Here is a 22,388-nt window from a genome sequence, read left to right as displayed (position 1 = left end):
AACAACACCACCCGCCGAACGACGAAAGGTCCCCCCACCATGTCCCGTCGTACCGCTCTCTCCTTGGGCGCAGTCCTCGCCCTCGGCGCCGGACTCGCCGTGATCCCCACCCAGGCGCAGGCCGCCACCGTGGTCGTCAGCACCACCACCGACCTGACCAACGCCATCAAGAACGCCACCGCCGGTACGGTCATCCAGGTGCGCGCAGGCACCTACTACCCGACGGCGACCCTCCAGTCGACCACCAACGGCAGTTCCTCCAGCCGCATCTACCTACAGCCCTACGGCTCCGAGACCGTGAAGATCGACGGCTCGAACCTCCCCGACGGGGACTGGATCTTCAAGCTCACCGCCGACTACTGGACCGTCTCCGGCATCACCTTCCAGAACTCGCCGGACAGCGCGGTCGTCTGCCAGTCGTGCGCCTCGACGGTCTGGGAGAACATCAAGACGATCAACGGCGGCGACTCCGGTTTCACGCTCACCGGCGACAGCACCACCAACAACACGGTCCGCAACATCGACTCGTACGGTCACTACGACGCCGCCACCCACGGGGAGAACGCGGACGGCATCGCCGTGAAGTTCGGCTCCGGCAGCGGCAACCTGATCACCGGGGCCCGCCTGTACAACAACTCGGATGACGGAATCGACTTCTGGTCGTTCTCGTCCCCCGTCACCGTCGAGCACACCTGGGCCATGGGCAACGGCAAGAACCGCTGGTCGGACTCGGCGTTCGCGGGCGACGGCAACGGCTACAAACTCGGCGGCGACGGGGAGGTGGTGGCCCACGTCGTCAACAACTCGGCGGCCTGGGACAACGCGGGCAGCGGCTTCACCGAGAACAGCAACACGGGTGCCATCGTCATCAACCGCACCACCGCGTACGCCAACGTCAAGTACGGCTACTACTTCGCCACCGGCGCGGCCAGGCTCGGCAAGAACCTGGCCGTGAGCAACGGGAGTTCGGTCAGCAAGGGCGGTTCGGTCGTCTCGGCCGGCAACAACTGGGACTCCGGCATCTCGACGCCCTCGTTCCGCTCCACGGACGCCTCGACGACGTACAACTCCCGTCAGTCGAACGGTTCGCTGCCCGTGACCACGTTCCTGACCACGGGCAGCACGACGATCGGCGCGACGATGGACTGAGGGCGTCAGCCCTTCCGTGCCGGCCGGACCGACTCCAGGGTCGGTACCACCGGGTCGATCGTGCCGTCGGCCGCGAAGGTCATACGGTCGACGGTCGTCTCCCGGTGGGTGCCGTCCCCGCCGGCCCGGCCGGGCCCGTTCAGGCCGAACCGGTGGTAGACGATGTACCAGTCGTCCGTGCCGGGGGTGTTCACCACCGAGTGGTGACCGGTGCCCTTGATGCCGTACTCCGGGCGCTTGGACAGGATCGTGCCCCGCTCGGTCCACGGGCCGAGCGGGGAGGGGCCGGTCGCGTACGCCACGTGGTAGTTCTCGCTGCGGGTGTCGTCCTCGGACCACATGAAGTAGTACGTGCCCCCGCGCTCGACCACGAAGGAACCCTCACGGAAGTCGGCCGGGGTGATGTCGCGGACCTCGGACGCGTCGAACGACACCATGTCGTCGTTCAGCGGGACCACATAGGCATGGCCGTTGCCCCAGTACAGGTACGCCTGGCCGTCGGTGTCCGTGAAGACCGCCGGGTCGATCATCTGGCCCTGGAACGAACCGCCCTTCGCCACCAGGGGTTTACCGAGGGCGTCCTCGAAGGGACCCGCGGGGGAGTCGGCCACCGCCACGCCTATCTGCTGCTCGGCGCAGAAGTAGAAGTAGTACGTGCCGTCGCGCTCGGCGATCGCGGGCGCCCACGCGTTCTTGTCGGCCCAGGACACGTCGGGGCCCAGGTCGAGGATCTCGCCGTGGTCCTTCCAGTGGACCAGATCCTTCGACGAGAACGCCTTGAACTTCGTGCCGCTCCAGCCGGGGAAGCCGTCCGTCGTCGGATAGATCCAGTAACGGCCGTCCAGGTACTGGATGTCGGGGTCGGCGTACAGCCCCGGCAGGACCGGGCTGCGGGTGGACACGGCCTCGAACGTCCAGGTGCGGGTCGTGCCGTCGGCGGCCGTCACCCTGTACTTCTGCGGTGTGCGGAAGTCGCGCCGCGTCCCGGAGGCGGGGCTGACCCTGGCACCCTCACCGATCCACAGCTTCGGCGCGAGCCTCGACAGGTCCTCGCCCGGCTCCATCGGCAGGACGACCTTGGAGGCGGCCTCGGTGACGACCGCGTACCCCTTCTGGCCCTTCGCCGTGGCGTCCACGACCGAGGTGCCGTTCTCGGGATACGCGGCGAGCAGCCGGTCGTACTCCGCCCGCGTCACCGGCATGACCGTGCCGTGCCGGGGACTCGCGGGCAGCTGGTAGTTCTCCGACGGCGTCCACCGGCCCGAGTCGAGATCGGTCGTCTCGAAGGGCACATAGCCGCGCCCGCCGTACTCGTCGAACAGGTACCACTTGTCCTCGGTGTTCGACTTGAAGACCGTCGGCCCCTCACCGCGATCGATCGACCCGCTGCCGACGCAGTCCGCCACGAAGTCGTACGAGGTGTCCGTGAGCGAGGTGGACTTCTCCGCGGTGATGAACTTCGAGCAGGGACTGGAGGAACTCGGGTCGCGCTCGTCCTTCGTGAAGCGGTGGTAGGTGCCCTTGTGCTTCACGACGGTCGAGTCGATGACCGAGTAGCCGGGGTCGTCCCAGACCTTCGGCTCACTGAAGGCACGGAAGTCCTTCGTCGTCGCGTACAGCATCTTGTTGTACGTCGAGCCGGTGTGGTCCGGGTCGTCGTCGGCGTACAGCTTGGACGCCCAGAAGACGACGAACTCACCGAGGCTGTCGTCCCAATACGCCTCCGGCGCCCAGGTGTTGCCCGCGTTGTCGGGGGCGACCTTCACCAGGCGCCGGTCGGTCCAGTGGACCAGGTCGGTGGACTCCCAGACCATCACCGACTTGCTGCCGTGCCGCTGGACGTGGTCCCAACTGCCGCTGGAATTGCGGTACATCCGCAGATCGGTCGCGATCATGTAGGACTTGTCGCCCTCGGGGGAGCGGATCACGAACGGGTCGCGCAGGCCCTTCTCGCCGGTCGTCGAGGTGAGGACCGGCTTACCGGCGTTCAACTCCTCCCAGTGCAGGGGGTCGTTGCCGCGGCTGAGGGCGTAACGGATCTGCTCGCCGTCCGCCGTGCCCTCACCGGTGAAGTAGGCGAAGAGATAGCCGGCGTACTTCTGTCGGGCCGTGTCGGTCGCGTTGCTCGAGTCGCTTGCGTTGCTCACGTCGGTCACGCCGCTCAGGAGGAGGGTGAACAGGGCGAGAATCGGGATCAGGAGTGCTCGGGCTGGGCGGGGGCGCATGACACATCCTGTGGGGGTCTGGTGGATTCTGTTGGGATGGATCGCCCTCGGAGTGTCACCAGTGGCGGACGGTGCGTCAATCGGTGGAAGCCCGGCCGGAGCGAGCGAAAGTTTCGGTGCGTTTCGCAGGGAGGCATGCGAACGCCCCTCGCGGTCGTCACCGGCGAGGGGCGTCGCCCTGACTGGCCGAGGGGGGCTCAGGCCAGCAGATCTGTGGCGTCCAACGACCCTGTGGTCACTGGTACGTGATGTCAGATGCCGTGTAGTTGCAATAGGTTCCGTCCGGGCCCGAACCGTTTGTCGTCGGCTCGGCGCCCGTGCTGTTGCCGATGTACTTCTGGCACGGCACGATCTTCTTGCTGCTGTCGCCGACGACCGTGATGTTCCGCAGGGCCGCGGTGTCGCCGTAGTTGGTGTTGATGCCGACCAGCCGCGAACCCGGCGCGGTCACCTCGACGGTGTTGAAGATCGAGGTGCGCTTGTACTGCGTCGAGCAGTTGCCGCAGGAGCGGTACAGCGTCTTGAAGTCCTGGACCGCGAACTTCGAGACGACGAGCTTGCCGCCGCCGTTGTGCTGGAACACCTTGTCCGCGGCCTTCTTCGCCCCGCCGCCGTACACGGTGTAGACGGCGGAGTTGCCGCCCTTGAAGGTCGCTGCGTCCTCGCCGACGTCCTCCCACCAGACGTTCTGCAGGGTGCAACTGCCCTGGCAGTGCACGCCGTCGGCCCCGGGCGTGCCGATGATGACGTTCTTCAGCGTCGCTCCGTCCGCGAGCTGGAAGATCGGGTCCTGGCCCTCCTCCTGACCGTCACCGGCCAGATCGCCGCTGCCGTAGTAGCGCTTGTAGCCCCCGTCCCGGGTGCCCGAGACGGCGATGGTCGACGAGACGGCCTCGCTGCCGGTGGCGGTCGGCCAGGTGGTGGCGGCGCTCGCCGTCGACATCATCGTGCTGGTGAACATCGCGGCTCCCGTCAGGGCGAGCGCGGACACGCCACCGAGGAGGGCACGCTTGCGGTCGGTCCTGCGGCGGTGACGTGCACGGGGTTCCACGCGTGAGGTCATGTCCCGTTCCTTCAGGTGGGGAGAGATCTTGCCTCTCCTGGTCGCCACCCGGACGGCATGGGTTGCCGCGTGCGCCGATTCTTTTCGACCCTCGGTCCTGCGGGGCGCGCCCGGTCCTACGGGTCGCCGTCGCCGGAGCCGGTGCGGGCGAAGTCGCCCGCCACGGCCAGTACTCGGCCGCCGGCTTGGGCGTCGGCCGTATACGTGTCGTCCCCGGCGTCGCGGCCACCGCGGTCGTGGTCGTACTGGCCCGCGAACACCCACTCGCCCGGCCACACCGTACGGCCCGGCCTGAGCGTCCATGTGTAGGTGAGGAAGCCGTCCCTCTCGGCGACGGACGTGGTGAAGTCGTCCTCGGGGGCGGAGCGCCAGGAACCCGTCGAGGTGACTCCGCCGGTCTGCCTGACCTTCAACACGACGGTCAGCGCCGTGAGTTGCTTCTCGGTCTTCACCGTCACATTGCTCTGCGCCCAGAACGCGTTGCTGTGCGGGTCGACCGATCCGTCCGACCACAACGGGCCGTCCTCGGCAGCGGCACCGGTGCCGCCACCGGCGGTGGGGGAGGCCGGAGGGCTCGAACGCTTCGGCGGGGCCGACGAACCGGCCGGGTCCGGTGGGAGCGGGGCACGGCTCGACGCCTCCTGCTCGGGCGAGGGAGCCGGACTGGGGCTGACCGCCACCGTCTGGTCGTCCGGCGCCTCGGCCTTCAGCGCCGACGCCACGGCGTAGCCGCCGACCGCGAGCACGCCCGCGACCGCGGCCGTGGCACCGACGACACGGAACCAGCCGAGCGCGGTCGGCCGCGGGGCGGGACCCGGCGCGCTCTCCCCACCTGCCATACCGCGTTCGACGCGGGCCAGGATGCGGGCGCGATCGGGCTCGTACGACTCCGCCGAGTCCCGCAGCCGGGCCCGCAGTTCGTCGCGCGACTCGTCGTGGAGTCCGCCATGCGGTTCGTCGTGCACGTCCTTCATCGGCCCCTCCCCCCGGTGATCCCCCCGGTGCCACCGGCACGCAGCGCCGCCGCGTGCATCCGCCGCGGAGCGTCCCGCGACCCCAGCAGCCGCTGGAGCTCCGCCATCCCCTTCGACGTCTGGCTCTTCACCGTACCCACCGAGATACCGAGGGCGAGCGCGGTGTCCTTCTCCGAGAGGTCGAAGGAGTGGCGCAGGACCACACACGCCCGCTTGCGGAACGGCAGTCTGCGCAGCGCCTCCTGGACGTCCACCATGCCGGGCACGTCGGGGTTCTCGGTCCTGTCCTCGCGCTGCGACCAGAACAGGGTGATCCGCCGTCGTTCGCGCACCGCGCTGCGGATCCGGCTGCGCGCCATGTTGGCGACCACACCGCGTGCGTACGCCACCGGGTGGTCCGCGGCGCGCACGCGGTCCCAGCGGTGCCACAGTGCGAGCAGCGCGTCCGCCGCGAGGTCGTCGGCGGCGTCCGACTCGCCGGTGAACAGATGGGCCAGGCGGGCCAGTTCGGAGTAGTGCCGCTCGAAGAAGTCGTGGAACTCCACGGAGGCGGCGTCGTCGACGACAGTGCCCACGGGCGACCTCTCCCTGTCGGTTCATTCTGTAACACGATGAAAACCTGAAACTGGTTCAACGCGGGAACAATCCAGCCAGCATCCGCTCACCAGGCACGCAGGCAACGAGGAGCATCCGCCATGTCCGAAACGCAGCAGGTGGAGGACCGGCCAGGCGCCGGACCGCCCCAGGCCAACAGTGTCGACCGGTTCTTCAAGATCTCCGCCCGGGGCTCCACCGTCGGCCGGGAAGTGCGCGGCGGATTCGCCACGTTCTTCACGATGGCCTACATCCTTGTCCTGAATCCCATCATCCTCAGCAGCGCGAAGGACAAGTTCGGCGACCAGCTCGACAGCGTCCAACTGGTCACCGCCACCGCCCTGGTGGCCGCCGTGATGACGATCGTGATGGGTGTCGGCGGCAACCTGCCGCTCGCGCTCGCCGCGGGGCTCGGCCTCAACGCCGTCGTCGCCTTCCAGATCGCCCCGCTGATGAGCTGGGACGACGCGATGGGCCTCATCGTCCTCGAAGGCCTGCTGATCTGCGTCCTGGTGGTGACGGGACTGCGCGAGGCCGTCATGTACGCGATCCCGCAGCCGCTCAAGCAGGCGATCAGCGTCGGCATCGGGCTGTTCATCGCGTTCATCGGCTTCGTCGACGCCGGGTTCGTCAGCCGCATACCGGATGCCGCCAACACCACCGTGCCGGTGCAGCTGGGGGCCACGGGCGCGCTGACCGGCTGGCCGATCCTGGTGTTCTGCCTCGGTGTCCTGCTGACCATCGGACTGCTCGCCCGCAAGGTCAGGGGCGCGATCCTGATCAGCATCGTGACCATGACGGTCGTCGCGATCGTCATCAACGAGATCGCGGACGTCAAGAGCTGGGGCCTGACCACGCCCCAGGTGCCCGACGACGTGGTGGCCTCGCCCGACTTCGGACTGCTCGGCGACTTCAGCCTGTTCGGCGCGTTCGGCGAGGTCAGTGTGATCACCGTCGTGCTGCTGGTGTTCACTCTGATCCTGTCGGACTTCTTCGACACCATGGGCACGGTCGTCGGCATCAGCGCCGAGGCGGGGCTGCTGGACGAGGAGGGCAAGGTGCCCAACCTCGGCCGGGTCCTGCTCATCGACGGCGCCGCCGCGGTCGCCGGCGGCGCGTCGTCCGCGTCCTCCGCCACGTCGTACATCGAGTCGGCGGCGGGGGTCGGCGAGGGGGCCCGTACGGGGTTCGCGAACCTCGTCACGGGCGGGCTGTTCGCCTGTGCGCTCTTCCTGACGCCGCTGCTGACGATCGTGCCGATGCAGGCGGCGGCGCCGGCGCTCGTGGCGGTCGGGTTCCTGATGATGACGCAGGTCAAGCACATCGACTGGGACAAGTACGAGATCGCCATCCCGGCGTTCCTGACGATCGCCGTGATGCCGTTCACGTACTCGATCACGAACGGGATCGGGGCGGGGTTCGTGTCTTACGTCCTCATCAAGACGGTGCTGGGCCGGGCGAAGGAGGTGCACTGGCTGCTCTGGGGGGCGTCGGCGCTGTTCCTGATCTACTTCGCGATAGACCCGATCGAACAACTCCTGAACGTGAAGTAGCCACGACCGCCACGATCCATTCGCCCGCGGCCCCGGTGGGGGTCACCCGCGCAGTTCCCCGCGCCCCCATCAGGGGCGCGGGGAACTGCGCAATCTTTTGGCTCGGCCCCCACCGGGCGGACGCAGATGACCGATGGCTCAGCCCGCGAGGGCGGCCCGCATCACGGCCTCGGCCACAGGCGCAGCCAAACCGTTCCCGCTCACTTCCGACCGCGCCGCATCCGACTGCTCCACCACCACGGCGACAGCGACCTCCTTGTCGGAGGAGTCGGACTTCGCGTACGACGTGAACCACGCATACGGCGTCTTGCTGTTGTTCTCGCCGTGCTGAGCCGTACCGGTCTTACCCCCCACCGTCGCCCCGGGGATCCGCGCGTTCGTCCCCGTACCCTCCTCGACGACCGTCTGCATCGCCGACTGCAACTGCTCGGCCGTGGACGAGCTGACGATCTCCTTGCTCTCCGTGTCGTCGCCGTAGTTCTCCAGCACATCCCCGTTCGCGTCGCTGATCTGCGACACCATGCGCGGCGAAACCAGCTTCCCGCCGTTGGCGATGGCGGCCGACACCATGGCCATCTGCAACGGCGTCGCGGTCACGTCGAACTGCCCGATACCCGTCAGCGCGGTGGACGACTTCTCCATGTCCGACGGGTACACGCTCGTGTAGGCGCGCACGGGCACGTCCTGGGACTCGTCGTTGAAGCCGAACTTCTCGGCCATCGCCTTGACCTTGTCCTGACCGAGGTCGACGGCCATCTTCGCGAAGACGTTGTTGCACGAGTACTGGAGCGCGACCCGGATCGACGCGTTCTCGCAGGGCGCCGACCTGCTCTCGTTCGCCAGGACCTGCGTCGTGCCCGGCAGCGTGTACGGGTTCTCGCTCTTCGTCTTCTCGTCCACCGAGGAGTAGAGGCCGTCCTCCAGCGCGGCGGCCGCGACGACCAGCTTGAACGTCGAGCCCGGCGGCAGCGGCTGGCGCAGCGCCCGGTTCGTCATGGGCTTCTCGGAGTCCTTGGTCAGCTTCTTCCAGGCGTCGGAGTCGCCCCCGCTGAGCACCGAGGGGTCGTAGGACGGGGTGGAGACGACACCGAGGATCCTGCCGGTCTTCGGGTCCATGGCCACGGCCGCGCCCTTTTTGTCACCGAGCGCCTTGTAGGCCGCCTTCTGCACGTCCGGGTCGATGGTGGTGATCACATCGCCCGGATCGGACCGCTTGCCGGTGACCGTGTCGAGGGGGTTCTTCAGACGGTTGTCCGTGCCGTCGAGAAGCTGCTGGTAGACACCCTCCAGCTGCGTGGCCCCGAACACCTGCGAGCTGAACCCGGTGACGGCCGCGTAGAGGTTCCCGTCGGTGTACGTGCGCTTGTACTTGAGGTCGCTGCCTTTCGTCTGCGCGGAACCGGTGACCGCGTCGCCGCCCACGATGATGTTCCCGAGCGGGTACGCGTACTGCTCGATCGCGTTCCGACGGTTGTCCTTGTCCTCTGCGAGCGCCTGCCCCTCGTAGAACTGCACCCAGGTCGCTCTGACGAGCAGAGCGAACACGAGCAGCAGAGTGAAGACGGAGGCGCGCCTGATCGTTTTGTTCATCCCGCCCAGAAGGACGAGCAAGAACCCCCCGAACGTTCCCTTCGCCCACGTTTCTCATGGACAGTTCATCAACCGCAGCCCCTCCCAGGGGCGCGGGGAACGGCGCAGTCTTTTGTCTTTAAGGGGCGCGGGGAACTGCGCGACCAGCCCCCACCGGGCCCGCACGTCACGTCCGGAGCACAAGCACAACCTCGTCGATCTCGGCCCCCCGCGCGTTCGCGAACCCCCGGTCCCGCCCGGTCACGACGAACCCACACTTCTCCAGCACCCGCAGGGACCCCGCGTTGTCCGCCGAAGCCCGCCCGTACAACGGCCGCTCGGGCACGACGACGAGCAGCGCCCGCAACGCGGCCGTGGCGATCCCCCGCCCCCAGTACGCGCGATCGATCCAGTACGTCACCTCGCGCTCGCCCGGCTCCCCGTACACCGCCGCGTTCCCGACGACATCCCCGTCGACGAGGATCGTGCGGTTCACGGCGGACGAGGCCCGCACCCGCTTCCAGTGGGCGTCGAACGCGTCCCGGTCGGTCGGATCCTTCGCGGTGAACGCCGCCATCTGCACGGACTCGGGATCGTTCGTCTGCCGGAAGAACACCGGCAGATCACTGTCGTGGATCTCGCGGAGCTCGACCTCGACGGGAGACGGGACTGACGGCCCGGACAGGCGGGACAGGTCGGACATGTCAGAGCCTCCGGGTCGCGAGCGTCAGCCGGTCGCGCGCGTCGAACAGCGCGTCCTTCACCATCTGTTCGTGCGCCGGCGTCAGCCGCGCCACCGGCACCGAGCAGCTGATCGCGTCCCGCGCGGGCGTCCGGTACGGGATCGCCACGCCGAAGCAGCGCAGCCCCAGCGTGTTCTCCTCGCGGTCCACCGCGAACCCCTGCTCCCGTACCTGGTGCAGCTCCTCGATGAGCTTCTCCCGGTCGGTGATCGTGTGCTCGGTCAGCGCGGGCAGCGTCTCCGGCAGCAGCTTGCGTACCTGCTCGTCGGTGTGGGTCGCGAGGAGCGCCTTGCCGAGGGACGTGGAGTGGGCGGGCAGTCGGCGCCCCACGCGCGTGAAGGGGCGCAGATAGTGCTGGGACTGGCGGGTCGCGAGGTAGACGACGTTCGTGCCGTCGAGGCGGGCCAGGTGGATCGTCTCCGTCGTGTCGTCGGAGAGCCGGTCCAGCGTCGGCCGCGCCGCCGCGACGACCTCGTCACCGTCGATGTACGACGTACCGACGAGCAGCGCCCGTACGCCGATGCCGTACCGCGTGCCCGTCGCGTCGGTCTCGACCCAGCCGAGCTCGACCAGCGTGCGCAGCAGCATGTAGAGACTGGACTTGGGATACCCGACGGCCTCCTGTACGGCGGCCAGGGAGTGCATACCGGGGCGTCCGGCGAAGTACTCAAGCAATTCAACCGTCCGCACCGCGGACTTGACCTGTGCTCCGCCGCCCGTCTCGCCTGCCGACATCGGCCTTGACCCCCTAGTTCGCCGGGAAATAGTCTCGACAGCATATTCACCATCAGAGACAGCGTTCAGCATATCGAACGCCCCTGGTGAGTGGCACATGTACTTCGGCATTACATCTGGAGGGACCCGCGGTGGCAGCAGCACCAGTCTGGAGTGTCGACCCCCGAACCGGGAAGCAGCGCGAGCAGGTTGCGGTGGAAGCCACAGCCCAGGAGGTGGACGACGACGTCCGCGCCGCGCACGCCGCCCGAGGGGCTCTCGCCGACCGCACGGTCCGCGCGGCCTTCCTGCGTACCGCGGCCGACCTGCTCGAAGGCGCCAAGGAGCACCTCGTGGAGGCGGCCGACGCGGAGACCGCGCTCGGCCCGGTCCGGCTCACCGGCGAACTCGCCCGCACCTGCTATCAGCTGCGGGCCTTCGCGGACATCGTCGACGAGGGCGAGTTCCTCGGCGTCGTGATCAACCACCCCGACGCCACCGCGACGCCGCCGATCCCGGACCTGCGCCGCTACAAGGTGCCGCTGGGTGTCGTCGCCGTCTACTCGGCCTCGAACTTCCCCTTCGCCTTCTCGGTGGCCGGCGGTGACACCGCGAGCGCGCTCGCCGCGGGCTGCCCGGTCGTCGTCAAGGCGCACCCGGACCACCCCGGGCTGTCCGAGCTGGTCGCCTCCGTCGTGCGCCGGGCCGCGGCCCAGCACGACATCCCGGACGGCGTCCTCGGCCTCGTGCACGGCTTCGAGGCGGGCGTCGAGCTGGTCAAGCACCCGCTGGTGTCGGCCGCCGGATTCACCGGTTCGGTACGCGGCGGACGCGCCCTCTTCGACGCGGCGGCGGCGCGGCCCGCGCCGATCCCGTTCCACGGCGAGCTGGGATCGCTCAACCCGGTCGTGATCACCGAGGCCGCCGCCGCCGAGCGCGCCGAGGCGATCGGTACGGGGCTCGCGGGCTCCATGACGCTGGGCGTCGGCCAGTTCTGTGTGAAGCCGGGCCTGGTGCTGGCGCCGGCCGGTGCGGCGGGCGACCGCCTGCTGAAGTCCCTCACGGACGCCGTGAGCGACACCGAGGCGGGGGTCCTCCTCGACCACCGCATGCGCGACAACTTCGTCGCGGGGGTCGCCGAGCGTGCGGGGCTGCCCGGCGTGGACGCGCCGGTGACGCCGGGTGCGGGCGGTGAGCACACGGTGAGCGCCGGCTTCCTGACGGTCTCCGCGCAGAAGCTGGCCGCCGAGGGCGAGTACGACCTGCTGCTCGAAGAGTGCTTCGGGCCGGTGACCGTGGTCGCGCGCTACGAGGACGAGGCCGAGGCGAACGCGGTGCTCGCGCGGCTGCCCGGGAACCTCACCGCGACGGTGCATCTCTCCACGGAGGAGGAGGCCGGTGAGGGGCGTGGCGCGGAGATCCTCGCGGAGCTCACGCCGCTCGCTGGGCGGGTCGTCGTGAACGCGTGGCCGACCGGGGTCGCGGTGGCTCCTGCCCAGCAGCACGGCGGGCCGTACCCGGCCACGACGTCCACGTCCACGTCTGTGGGCGGGACCGCGATCGAGCGGTGGCTGCGGCCTGTTGCGTACCAGAACGCCGCGGAGGGGCTGCTGCCGGCTGAGCTGCGGGATTCCAACCCGTTGGAGCTGCCTCGGCGCTACAACGGGCGGCTTGAGAGGTAACCGCTCCTTTTCGCGCCCTCGGGCCCGTGGCCGGTGTGTCGGGTGCGGGCCCGCTGTGGTTGCCCGCGCAGTTCCCCGCGCCCCTGAAGGGCGCCGTTGGGGTCGTGGGCGGTTTGTCGGGTGCTGGTCCGCTGTGGTTGCCCGCGCAGTTCCCCGCGCCCCTCAGGGGCGCCGTTGGGGTCGTGGGCGGTTTGTCGGGTGCCGGTCCGCTGTGGTTGCCCGCGCCCCTGAAGGGCCCCCGGCCCCGAAAGGGGCTGCGGTTCCCGTGGAGCTGGCAGACTCTGTGGATGGACGTGAGAATTCCTGAACTTCCCTTTTCGCTTCGGTCGTACGGGCCCGACGGGCACTGGTCGTACGAGGGCGGGGTGCTCACCGGATGGGCCGGGGCCCGGCAGGACCGGTTCGTGCCGCCCACCGACGAGGGGCTGGACCCCGCGTCCGACGCGCCCCGGCTGCTGGGGGCGCCCGAGGGGGACTTCCAGCTCATCGCCCGCGTGACGGTCGGCTTCGCCGGGGCCTTCGACGCCGGTGTCCTCTACGCGCACGTGGGCGAGCGGGCCTGGGCCAAGCTCTGCCTGGAGAACTCCCCGGACGTGCCCACCGTCTGCACGGTCGTCACCCGCGGGCACTCCGACGACGCGAACTCCTTCACGGTCGACGGCAGCTCCGTCTGGCTCCGGATCAGCCGCACCGGCCGCGCCTTCGCCTTCCACGCCTCCAGGGACGGCGAGCGCTGGACCTTCGTCCGCCTCTTCACCCTGGGCGAGGAGAAGGAGACCGGGGCCGCCCTCGTCGGATTCATGACCCAGTCGCCCATGGGCGAGGGCTGCGTGGTCACGTACGACCACATCGAGTTCCGCCCGGACTGGCCTGCCGACCTGAGGGACGGTCACTGATTTCGGGGCTCTCCCCATTTCCGGGTCCACTTTGAATGCGGTCCCAATTCTGCTTTTATTCGCCTAGGGTTTTCCATTAGCTTCTGCCCGATTTCCTGGAACCTAAACAACAAAGTTTTGCGAAGATCGATCTCGTAATTCGGGCAGGTCTCGCGATGGTTAAGCCCTTGTGACGCAATACACAACCGCGCCGCTTTGTCCGGTATTACCCGGACAAAGCGGCGCTTTCGATCGGCTCGGCGCGCGGCCCGCGCCCGCGTGATAACACATGCACTCTGCTTGTGTAACCCCACTCGGCGATGCGATTTCGATTTTTGCTGGGTAAATTCAATAGACATGACCGCCGCACAAGCAGACCTGCAAGCGGAATTCCTGGAAATGCCAGAAGGGCTGCGGGCCGACCGTCCGCACGTGGACGACGGAGCCGCACTCTGGCGCATTGCCAAGGACTCCGGGACCCTCGACCTGAACTCCTCCTACAGCTACCTGCTGTGGTGCCGTGACTTCTCCGGTACCTCCGCGGTGGCGCGTACGGCCGACGGCGAACCCGTCGCCTTCGTCACCGGTTACATCCGGCCGGAGCGCCCGCACACGCTTCTCGTGTGGCAGGTCGCCGTCGACGCGGCGCAGCGGGGCCGAGGCCTCGCCGCCGCGCTCCTGGACGGGCTGACCCGTCAGGTCGCCGGCCGGCACGAGCTGACTTCCTTGGAGACCACGATCTCCCCGGGCAACACCGCCTCCGAGCGGCTGTTCACCTCGTACGCGGCGCGTCACGGCGCGAGCGTCGAGCGTGAGGTCCTGTTCGACACAGGGCAGTTCCCCGACGGCCCGCACGACCCAGAAGTGCTGTACCGCATCGGCCCCCTGTCGTTCTGAACAGCCCCCACGCCCGAGGAGAACACCTGTGACCATCACCCAGCCCGACCTGAGCGTCTTCGAGACCCTGGAGTCGGAGGTCCGCAGCTACTGCCGCAACTGGCCCACCGTCTTCGACCGCGCGCAGGGCAGCCGCATGTACGACGAGGACGGCCACGAGTACCTCGACTTCTTCGCGGGTGCCGGCTCACTCAACTACGGACACAACAACCCGGTACTGAAACGGGCCCTGATCGACTACCTGGAACGCGACGGCGTCACGCACGGTCTGGACATGTCGACGACCGCGAAGCGCAGCTTCCTGGAGTCGTTCCAGAACCTGGTGCTGCGCCCGCGGGACCTGCCGTACAAGGTCATGTTCCCCGGCCCGACGGGCACCAACGCCGTCGAGTCCGCGCTGAAGCTGGCCCGGAAGGTCAAGGGCCGGGAGTCCATCGTCTCCTTCACCAACGCCTTCCACGGCATGTCGCTCGGCTCGCTCGCCGTGACCGGCAACGCCTTCAAGCGCGCCGGCGCCGGCATCCCGCTCGTGCACGGCACGCCGATGCCGTTCGACAACTACTTCGACGGCCAGGTCCCGGACTTCCTCTGGTTCGAGCGGCTCCTCGAGGACCAGGGCTCCGGCCTGAACAAGCCCGCCGCCGTGATCGTCGAGTCCGTGCAGGGCGAGGGTGGCATCAATGTCGCCCGCGTCGAGTGGCTGCGCGCCCTCGCCGAGCTGTGCGAGCGCCAGGACATGCTGCTGATCGTCGACGACATCCAGATGGGCTGCGGCCGTACGGGCGCCTTCTTCTCCTTCGAGGAGGCGGGGATCGTGCCCGACATCGTGACCGTCTCCAAATCCATCAGCGGGTACGGCCTGCCCATGTCCCTGTGCCTGTTCAAGCCCGAGCTGGACATCTGGGAGCCGGGCGAGCACAACGGCACGTTCCGCGGCAACAACCCCGCGTTCGTGACGGCCGCCGCCGCCCTCCAGACGTACTGGTCCGACGGACCCGCCATGGAGAAGCAGACCCGCACCCGCGGGGAGCAGGTCGAGCAGGCGCTGATCTCCATCACCGAGGAGAACCTCGCCGACGTGAAGGAGTACCGCGGCCGGGGTCTCGTCTGGGGCATGGAGTTCCACGACAAGGCCCGTGCGGGCCGCGTGGCGCACCGCGCCTTCGAGCTCGGCCTGCTCATCGAGACGTCGGGCCCGGAGAGCGAGGTCGTGAAACTCCTCCCCGCGCTCACCATCACACCCGACGAGCTGGACGAGGGCCTTCGTACCCTCGCCCGGGCCGTCCGCGAGACGGCCTGAACCAGCACACCCCCCTGCACACCAGCCTGAAGGAGGCTTCGTACCACCGTGATAGTCCGTTCGTTCAAGGAGATCGAAGGCACTGACCGACACGTGAAATCGGCGTCGGGCACCTGGGAGAGCAAGCGCGTCGTCCTCGCGAAGGAGCGGGTCGGCTTCTCGGTGCACGAGACGATCCTGTACGCGGGTACGGAGACGTCGATGTGGTACGCGAACCACATCGAGGCCGTCGTCTGCGTGGAGGGCGAGGCCGAACTCACCGACGACGAGACCGGCAAGAAGTACACGATCACGCCGGGCACCACCTACCTCCTCGACGGCCACGAGAGGCACACGATGCGGATCAAGGAAGACTTCCGCTGCATCTGTGTCTTCAATCCGCCGGTGACCGGACGGGAGGACCACGACGAGAACGGTGTCTACCCCCTGCTGACCGAGCCCGAGGAGGTCTGAACGATGACGACCATCACCGACCTGTATCCCAGCCGCGGCACCAGTGAGGTGTCCGTGCCCCGGCAGGACCCGGTCGTGTGGAGCGAACCGGGCGCGCCGGGCCCGATTCCGGCGGCCGACCTCCAGGGTTACGAGCGGGACGGTTTCCTCGCCGTCGAGCAGCTCATCGACGACGACGAGGTCGCGCTCTACCGCGCCGAGCTGGAGCGCATGGTCACCGACCCGGCGGTCCGCGCCGACGAGCGCTCGATCATCGAGCCGCAGTCGCAGGAGATCCGCTCGGTCTTCGAGGTCCACAAGACGAGTGAGATCTTCGCCCAACTGGTGCGCGACGAGCGCGTGGTGGGCCGCGCCCGGCAGATCCTCGGCTCCGACGTGTACGTGCACCAGTCGCGGATCAACGTGAAGCCCGGCTTCGGCGCGAGCGGCTTCTACTGGCACTCGGACTTCGAGACCTGGCACGCCGAGGATGGTCTGCCGAACATGCGGACGGTGTCCGTCTCGATCGCGCTGACCGAGAACCACGACACCAACGGCGGCCTCATGATCATGCCGGGGTCGCACCACACGTTCCTCGGCTGCTCCGGAGCCACGCCGAAGGACAACTACAAGAAGTCGCTGCAGATGCAGGACGCGGGCACGCCCTCCGACGAGGCGCTGACCAAGTACGCCTCCCAGCACGGCATCAAGCTCTTCACGGGCCGGGCCGGATCGGCGACCTGGTTCGACTGCAACTGCATGCACGGTTCGGGCGACAACATCACGCCGTTCCCGCGCTCGAACGTCTTCATCGTGTTCAACAGCGTGGAGAACGCGGCGGTGGAGCCCTTCGCCGCGCCGGTACGCCGACCGGAGTTCATCGGGTCGACGGACTTCACCCCTGTGAAGTGACCTGCGGGTGAAGCGACGTACGCCTGAAGTGACGTACGCCTGAAGGTGATCGGCCCGGTGCCCGACTCGTGCGAGTCGGGCACCGGGCCAACTGCCTTACCGGGGTTGGTTACAGCGCCGGGTAGTCCGTGTAGCCCTTCGCGTCCCCGCCGAAGTACGTCGCCGGGTCGCCCTCGTTGAACGGGCCGCCCGCCTTCAGCCGGGCGGGCAGGTCGGGGTTGGCGAGGAACAGCTGGCCGTAGGCGACCAGGTCGGCGACGCCGTCCTCGACGAGCGTCAGGGACTCGGGGCCTGTCGGCCCCTCGGTCGCCGGGTTCAGGATGAACGTCCCGCTGAACCGCTTGCGCAGCGCGAGCGTCAGCTCACGGATCTCGCCCACCTCGGTGATGTGCAGATAGGCGAGACCCAGCGGCTCCAGCGCGTCGACCAGCGCGGTGTACGCCGCCTCCGGCTCGGGCTCCTGGATGTCGTTGTACGGGTTGCCGGGCGAGAGGCGGATGCCCGTGCGCCCGGCGCCGATCTCCGCGGCGACGGCCTTGACCGCCTCGACCGCGAAGCGGATGCGGTTCTCGACCGGGCCGCCCCACTCGTCGGTGCGGTGGTTGGAACCCGGCGCGAGGAACTGGTGGATCAGATAGCCGTTGGCGCCGTGCAGCTCGACACCGTCGAAGCCGGCCTCGACCGCGCCCCGGGCGGCGCTCACGAACTCGCCGATGGTGGCGCGTACCTCGTCGCCGGTCAGCTCGCGCGGGGTGACGAAGTCGAGGGGGCCCTCGTGGGTGTAGACCTGCCCCTCGGCCCGTACGGGCGAGGCGCCGACATTGACGAGTCCGTCGGGCAGCAGGCTGGGGTGGCCGATGCGGCCCGCGTGCATGAGCTGCGCGAAGATCCGGCCGCCCGCGGCGTGCACGGCGTCGGTCACCTTGCGCCAGGCCGCGATCTGCTCGGCGCTGTGCAGCCCCGGGGTGTCCGGGTAGCCCTGGCCCACCACGGACGGCTGGACGCCCTCGGTGACGATCAGGCCGGCGGAGGCCCGCTGGGCGTAGTACTCGACGTTGAGATCGGTCGGCGCTCCGCCGTCGCCGGTCCTGCTGCGGGTCATCGGCGCCATGACGATGCGGTTCGCGAGCGGGGTGCCGGACAGGTCGATGGGGTCGTAAGCGGTGGTCACGGCTGCTCCTGGGGAGGACGGGGAATGTATGTGGTCGGCCAATGATTGGAACAAGGGGCCACCGTAAAGCATTCCTTGGTCGGCCAAGTTATTGTCCGTGAAAAGCTGGCCGCCACGAACGTGCGCGGAACCGGGAGCCAGGATGAGTGCCACCCACGAGGTCGCGGCCTCTCAGGCCGACCCCGCCTGTACCGACGAGACCCCCTCGGCGGCCTGCGGCGGCCAGGTCAGCTACGCCATCTCCCGGGTGGCCCGGATGCACCGGGCCGCGGCGGGCAGGCTGCTGCGCGGGTCCGGCCTCTACCCCGGCCAGGAGTTCGTGATGATGCACCTGTGGGACGCGGGCGCGGTGCGCCAGTCGGAGCTGATCAAGGCGGTCGAACTCGATCCGTCGACGGTCACGAAGATGCTCCAGCGGCTGGAGCAGGCGGGACACGTCCGCCGCCGCCCCGACCCCAGGGACGGCCGCGCGGTCCTCGTCGAGGCGACGGAGGGCAGCTGCGGCCTGCACGACGAGGTCACCCGGGCCTGGACCGGCCTGGAGGAGCACAGCCTCGCCGGGCTGAGCGCCGACGAGCGCGCACAGCTCTCCGGACTCCTCGCGCGCGTCGAGGCGAACCTGTGCACGGAGGCAGGCGACTGCACGTTCCCGCCCGGGGCGGACCGGCCCTGACGGTGACGCTAGAGCCAGGCCAGTGAGGCCGCCCGCTCCAGCACGTCGTGTACGGCTTCCTCGTCGCCCACCATCCCGCGGGGCACCGACGAGGGTGTGTGCCGTCCGCCCACCAGCAGGCAGAAGTCCACGGCCTGCAGGGCGAGTTCACCCCGGACCGGCTCGCCCTCGGAGCCGAGCACCCACTGGGGATCGCCCTCGACGCCCGTCACGGCGAACAGCACCGGCGGCGCCGTCGGCCCCAGCGCCAGACCGAGCATCCGGACGGCCAGCCGGACCATCTGCCCCAGATGGGCCTCGACGGGCGGCGGCACGGCGAGCCCGAGCGCGCGGCCGATGTCCACCGTGTGGATCCAGGTCTCGAAGGCCCGCCCCAGGAAATGGTCGGCCACGGGCAGCCGTACGCCCAGCATCGTCGTGGCGTGCGAGGCCCGCTCGGGATCCAGGGCCTCGGGCGTCGCCAGCAGCGCCGAGCTCTGCGCGGACCACGCGGCCACCGTCTCCTCGGGGGAGCGCGTCCGCTCGTACGCGATCGTGTCGGCGGTCCTGGCCTCCCAGGCCTCCTCCCACGGCATCTCCGCCGTGCTCCGCGCGGCCGGAGCGTGCGCCGCGACCCCGAGGAGCCGGGCCAACTCCTCGTCGGCGGCGATGAGGTGGCCGACCGTGTCCCGGACGTCCCAGTCGTGCACGACGGGGGTGCCCCACGGCCGGTGGCCGTCCACCTCGCGCAGCAGCGCGGTGAGCCCGATCACCGCGGCCGCGTACGGGGCCGCGTGCGCGGCGACGCGCGGCGCGGTGGGCCGCGCCCGCAGCGCGGCGGCGAGCACGCCTTCCGGCAGGGCGGAACCGTTGTTCATGGCGGCCTGCTCCGGTATTCCGGGTGGCCCGTCCAGCAGCCGTACCGTCTCACGGAGCCGCTCCGCCTCCGCGGCACAGCTCTCGCAGCCGGCCAGATGCAGCGGCACGGCCTTCTCGTCCGCGGGCTGCAGCGCGCCGAAGGCCCAGGCGGCCAGCAGTTCGGGCACGCCGTCGTGGTCGTCGCTCACCGGAGGCCTCCTTTCCCTGTCGCCATCATGCGCCCCTTTCCCACGCCGGATCCGACGGGTCGCCCAACGACACGGCCAACTTGCGCAACGCGGACCGTAATCGGGTCTTGGCGGTGCCCTCCGGGATACCCAGCTCGACGGCCGCCTGGCGGTAGGTGCGGCCGGCGAAATAGGCGAGGTGGACCACCTCCCGCTGAGGCTGGGGGAGTTCGGCGAGCGCGGAGTGCAACAGGAGCGAGCGTTCGCGGTCGACGACCGCCTCGTCGGGCCCCGGGCCGGTGTCCGGGATGGAGTGCAGCGCCGAGTCGTCCGCGCGCGTGTCCTTGCGGTGCCTGGCCTCGCTGCGCACCCAGTCCACGGCCCGCCGGTGTGCGAGCAGGGACAGCCAGGTGCGCATCGAGCCACGGTCCGGGTCGAACGCGTACGGCCTGCTCCACAGCTGGGCGAAGACCTCCTGCGCCACGTCCTCGGCGGCCGCCGCGCTGCGCGTGACCCGCACCGCGACGCGCCGGACCAGGCCGCCGTACGCCGCGTACGCCTCGGCCAGCGCGGTCTCGTCGCCATACACCAGCCGCCGGTGCAACTCCGCATCCGCGGACGGCCGTTCGGACGTGTGGAGAGTTGGCTCCACCGGCACCACCACCTCGTGATGCCCTTCCTAGCGTTCTCGTGGGCCGCGCGCCAGTGGGGCGCGACATCATCCGGACAGGACATCCAGCAGGCGGTCGACGTCCGCGGGCGAGGTGTACATGTGGAAGGCGGCCCTCAGGTTTCCGGCGCGGTCGGAGACCTCGATCCCCGCCCGGCTCAGCTCCGGCTGCCGGTGACCGAGCCCCGGCACGGAGACGATCGCCGATCCCGGGGCCGGGACCGGCTCGTGTCCCAGCGAGGCGAGGCCCGCCCGGAAACGGTCGGCGAGGCCGAGGTCATGGGCGCGGATGGCCTCCACGCCCAGCTCCTCGACCACTTGGAGGGAGTGCCGGGCGCCTGCGTACGAGAAGAGGCTGGGACTCTCGTCGAACCGCCGCGCGGAGTGGGCGAGTTCCTCGACCGGCCCGTAGCAGCTGTCCCAGGGATTCTCTCCCGCCACCCAGCCCGCGAAGACGGGATCGAGCCCCCCGAAGTCCTCCGGAACGACGAGGAAGGCCACGCCCCGCGGGCAGACGAGCCACTTGAAGGCGACGGAGGACACATAGTCGTACGCGTCCGCGTCGACCGACAGCCATCCGGCGGCCTGGGATGCGTCGATGTACGTACGGGTGCCGTGGGTACGGGCGGCCTCGCGCAGCGCGGGCAGGTCCGCGATCCGGCCGTCCGCGGACTGTGCGGCGCTCACCGCGACGAGCGCGGTGCCGGGGCGCACCGACTCGGCGATCCGCTCCAGCGGCACCGTGCGCACCTTCAGCCCGCGGCGCACATGGAAGGGGTTCACCACGGAGGTGAAGTCGCCCTCGGCGGTGAGGACTTCGGCGCCCTCGGGCAGCGAGGCGGCGATCAGGCCGGTGTAGACGGCCACCGAGGCCCCGGCCGCGACCCGGCTGTCCGGGACGCCGACGAGCCGCGCGAAGGAGGCGCGGGCCGCCTCCACGTCGGCGAACATGTCCTGCGGCAGGCCGTCCGCCACGGACTCGATGCCGGCCCGCATGGCCGCCACCGCGCGGGCCGGGAGCAGCCCGGTACTGGCGGTGTTCAGATAGGTGTTCTTCGGCGCGAACTCGGCCCGGACGAGGCTCTCGAAGGTCTCCATGGCACCACTCTGCGGCGCGGAGAACTCCCCGTCCATTGCGTTCTTTTAAGTGGTTCCGCGAAGGAACGCTTATATGTCCAGGTCAGCGCCGCATGTCAGTGCTGGTGGGGGACCGCGCAGCCGTCCGGGCCGCACGCCTCGGCGCCGCCCTGACCGTCCTGCTGGATCAGCTTGAGCGGGGAGTGACTGGCCCACGCCTGCTCCAGGGCCTGGGCGAAGACCTCGGCGGGCTGGGCGCCGGAGACGCCGTACTTGCGGTCCAGGACGAAGAACGGCACGCCGTTCGCGCCCAGCTCGGCGGCCTCGCGCTCGTCGGCGCGGACCTCGTCGGCGTACGCGGCCGGGTCGGCGAGCACCTTGCGGGTCTCGTCCGCGTCGAGTCCGGCGTCGACCGCCAGCTCCACGAGGCGTTCGTCGTCGCCGAAGACGGAACGCTCCTCGGCGAAGTTCGCCTTGTAGAGGTTCTGGATCAGCTCGTCCTGGCGGCCCCGCTCCTTGGCGAGGTGCAGGAGCCGGTGCATGTCGAAGGTGCTGCCGTGGTCGCGGTCCTTCGTGCGGTACGCCAGGCCCTCGGCGGCGGCCTGGGTGCCGAGGTTCTCCTCACCGGCCTGGGCCTGGGCCTCGCTCATGCCGTACTTCTTGGTGAGCATGGGGATGACGGGCTGGATGTCGTCCTTGGCGCGGTTCGGGTCGAGCTCGAAGGAGCGGTGTACGACCTCGACGTCATCGCGGTGCGGGAAGGCTGTGAGGGCCTTCTCGAAGCGGGCTTTGCCCACGTAGCACCATGGGCAGGCGATGTCGCTCCAGATCTCGACGCGCATGTCTCGAACTCTCCCTCACTCAACCGATCAGCTTCGCTAAAACATGAACATTCAAGAACCGCCTGCGTATTCCCTGAGGCTGGGTGGGGGTGGGCCCAAACGATTGCGCAGTTCCCCGCGCCCCTGAATGTGCGGGCCGGTGGGGGTTGGCCGCGCAGTTCCCCGCGCCCCTAGGGGGCTCCGCCCCCGAAAGACGAAAAGATTGCGCCGTTCCCCGCGCCCCTTGGCGTGCGGGTTCGGTGGGGGTT

Annotated in this window: 21 protein-coding genes; 9 read left to right on the top strand and 12 right to left on the bottom strand. The window is 69.4% G+C overall.

What is annotated here, in order from left to right:
• Window positions 1–39 precede the first annotated feature (39 nt).
• Window positions 40–1,149, top strand: a complete 1,110-nt coding sequence (locus ACZ60E_RS23315) for a right-handed parallel beta-helix repeat-containing protein (protein WP_469442824.1) — start codon at window positions 40–42, stop codon at window positions 1,147–1,149.
• A gap of 5 nt (window positions 1,150–1,154) precedes the next feature.
• Here ACZ60E_RS23315 and ACZ60E_RS23310 read toward each other — a convergent pair whose 3' ends face one another.
• From ACZ60E_RS23310 to ACZ60E_RS23295, 4 genes are all read right to left on the bottom strand, one after another.
• Window positions 1,155–3,374: a glycoside hydrolase family 43 protein gene (locus tag ACZ60E_RS23310; RefSeq protein WP_469442822.1), complete on the bottom strand. Its 2,220-nt coding sequence runs from the start codon at window positions 3,372–3,374 to the stop codon at window positions 1,155–1,157.
• 235 nt (window positions 3,375–3,609) lie between these two features.
• The gene (locus ACZ60E_RS23305) at window positions 3,610–4,437 is read right to left on the bottom strand and encodes a pectate lyase (protein ID WP_469442820.1); all 828 of its coding nucleotides are present in this window, start codon (window positions 4,435–4,437) and stop codon (window positions 3,610–3,612) included.
• A 116-nt stretch (window positions 4,438–4,553) separates the two neighbouring features.
• Entirely contained in the window at window positions 4,554–5,411 is an 858-nt protein-coding gene (locus ACZ60E_RS23300) for a hypothetical protein (RefSeq protein WP_469442818.1), read from the bottom strand.
• Window positions 5,408–5,986, bottom strand: coding sequence for a SigE family RNA polymerase sigma factor (locus ACZ60E_RS23295; protein ID WP_469442815.1), 579 nt, complete (start codon window positions 5,984–5,986; stop codon window positions 5,408–5,410). The genes ACZ60E_RS23300 and ACZ60E_RS23295 overlap by 4 nt, the downstream gene beginning before the upstream one ends.
• Window positions 5,987–6,106: 120 nt before the next feature.
• Here ACZ60E_RS23295 and ACZ60E_RS23290 point away from each other — a divergent pair, with 120 nt between their 5' ends.
• A complete protein-coding gene (locus ACZ60E_RS23290) occupies window positions 6,107–7,558 on the top strand; it encodes an NCS2 family permease (protein WP_453793532.1) in 1,452 nt (483 codons plus the stop codon).
• Window positions 7,559–7,696: 138 nt separating this feature from the next.
• Here ACZ60E_RS23290 and ACZ60E_RS23285 read toward each other — a convergent pair whose 3' ends face one another.
• The 3 genes from ACZ60E_RS23285 to ACZ60E_RS23275 form a co-directional block, all read right to left on the bottom strand.
• On the bottom strand, window positions 7,697–9,148 hold the full coding sequence (locus ACZ60E_RS23285; protein ID WP_469442813.1) for a peptidoglycan D,D-transpeptidase FtsI family protein: 1,452 nt from the start codon (window positions 9,146–9,148) through the stop codon (window positions 7,697–7,699).
• A 166-nt stretch (window positions 9,149–9,314) separates the two neighbouring features.
• Entirely contained in the window at window positions 9,315–9,830 is a 516-nt protein-coding gene (locus ACZ60E_RS23280) for a GNAT family N-acetyltransferase (protein WP_469442811.1), read from the bottom strand.
• Window position 9,831: 1 nt separating this feature from the next.
• Window positions 9,832–10,605: an IclR family transcriptional regulator gene (locus ACZ60E_RS23275; RefSeq protein WP_138048348.1), complete on the bottom strand. Its 774-nt coding sequence runs from the start codon at window positions 10,603–10,605 to the stop codon at window positions 9,832–9,834.
• Between the two features lie 131 nt (window positions 10,606–10,736).
• Between ACZ60E_RS23275 and ACZ60E_RS23270 the strand changes: the two genes are divergently transcribed.
• The 6 genes from ACZ60E_RS23270 (at window position 10,737) to thpD (ending at window position 16,682) form a co-directional block, all read left to right on the top strand.
• Window positions 10,737–12,266 carry an aldehyde dehydrogenase (NADP(+)) gene (locus ACZ60E_RS23270; protein WP_469442809.1) on the top strand — a complete coding sequence of 510 codons (1,530 nt, stop codon included), beginning with the start codon at window positions 10,737–10,739 and terminating at the stop codon, window positions 12,264–12,266.
• 287 nt (window positions 12,267–12,553) lie between these two features.
• On the top strand, window positions 12,554–13,162 hold the full coding sequence (locus tag ACZ60E_RS23265; protein ID WP_469442808.1) for a DUF1349 domain-containing protein: 609 nt from the start codon (window positions 12,554–12,556) through the stop codon (window positions 13,160–13,162).
• Window positions 13,163–13,498: 336 nt separating this feature from the next.
• Window positions 13,499–14,038 carry a diaminobutyrate acetyltransferase gene (ectA, locus tag ACZ60E_RS23260; protein WP_469442807.1) on the top strand — a complete coding sequence of 180 codons (540 nt, stop codon included), beginning with the start codon at window positions 13,499–13,501 and terminating at the stop codon, window positions 14,036–14,038.
• A 28-nt stretch (window positions 14,039–14,066) separates the two neighbouring features.
• Window positions 14,067–15,338, top strand: a complete 1,272-nt coding sequence (gene ectB / locus ACZ60E_RS23255) for a diaminobutyrate--2-oxoglutarate transaminase (RefSeq protein WP_384811970.1) — start codon at window positions 14,067–14,069, stop codon at window positions 15,336–15,338.
• Window positions 15,339–15,386: 48 nt separating this feature from the next.
• Window positions 15,387–15,791 (top strand): ectoine synthase, encoded by a 405-nt coding sequence (locus tag ACZ60E_RS23250; RefSeq protein WP_107017720.1) that lies wholly within the window; start codon window positions 15,387–15,389, stop codon window positions 15,789–15,791.
• Between the two features lie 3 nt (window positions 15,792–15,794).
• Window positions 15,795–16,682: an ectoine hydroxylase gene (thpD, locus tag ACZ60E_RS23245; RefSeq protein WP_469442804.1), complete on the top strand. Its 888-nt coding sequence runs from the start codon at window positions 15,795–15,797 to the stop codon at window positions 16,680–16,682.
• 109 nt (window positions 16,683–16,791) lie between these two features.
• On the opposite strand, the gene ACZ60E_RS23240 is transcribed toward thpD, so the two are convergent.
• Window positions 16,792–17,853: an alkene reductase gene (locus ACZ60E_RS23240; protein ID WP_469442802.1), complete on the bottom strand. Its 1,062-nt coding sequence runs from the start codon at window positions 17,851–17,853 to the stop codon at window positions 16,792–16,794.
• A 142-nt stretch (window positions 17,854–17,995) separates the two neighbouring features.
• Between ACZ60E_RS23240 and ACZ60E_RS23235 the strand changes: the two genes are divergently transcribed.
• The gene (locus ACZ60E_RS23235) at window positions 17,996–18,526 is read left to right on the top strand and encodes a MarR family winged helix-turn-helix transcriptional regulator (protein ID WP_469442801.1); all 531 of its coding nucleotides are present in this window, start codon (window positions 17,996–17,998) and stop codon (window positions 18,524–18,526) included.
• Between the two features lie 8 nt (window positions 18,527–18,534).
• Here ACZ60E_RS23235 and ACZ60E_RS23230 read toward each other — a convergent pair whose 3' ends face one another.
• The 4 genes from ACZ60E_RS23230 to ACZ60E_RS23215 form a co-directional block, all read right to left on the bottom strand.
• Entirely contained in the window at window positions 18,535–19,572 is a 1,038-nt protein-coding gene (locus ACZ60E_RS23230; protein ID WP_469442798.1) for a maleylpyruvate isomerase family mycothiol-dependent enzyme, read from the bottom strand.
• Between the two features lie 25 nt (window positions 19,573–19,597).
• The gene (locus ACZ60E_RS23225; RefSeq protein ID WP_384811955.1) at window positions 19,598–20,215 is read right to left on the bottom strand and encodes an RNA polymerase sigma factor; all 618 of its coding nucleotides are present in this window, start codon (window positions 20,213–20,215) and stop codon (window positions 19,598–19,600) included.
• A gap of 54 nt (window positions 20,216–20,269) precedes the next feature.
• Window positions 20,270–21,319: an aminotransferase class V-fold PLP-dependent enzyme gene (locus ACZ60E_RS23220; protein ID WP_469442793.1), complete on the bottom strand. Its 1,050-nt coding sequence runs from the start codon at window positions 21,317–21,319 to the stop codon at window positions 20,270–20,272.
• 95 nt (window positions 21,320–21,414) lie between these two features.
• Window positions 21,415–22,140 carry a DsbA family oxidoreductase gene (locus tag ACZ60E_RS23215; RefSeq protein ID WP_469442790.1) on the bottom strand — a complete coding sequence of 242 codons (726 nt, stop codon included), beginning with the start codon at window positions 22,138–22,140 and terminating at the stop codon, window positions 21,415–21,417.
• Between the last annotated feature and the right edge of the window lie 248 nt (window positions 22,141–22,388).

The sequence above is a fragment of the Streptomyces sp. NPDC102514 genome (assembly GCF_055584525.1).
This window is presented reverse-complemented; position numbering and strand designations above follow the sequence as displayed.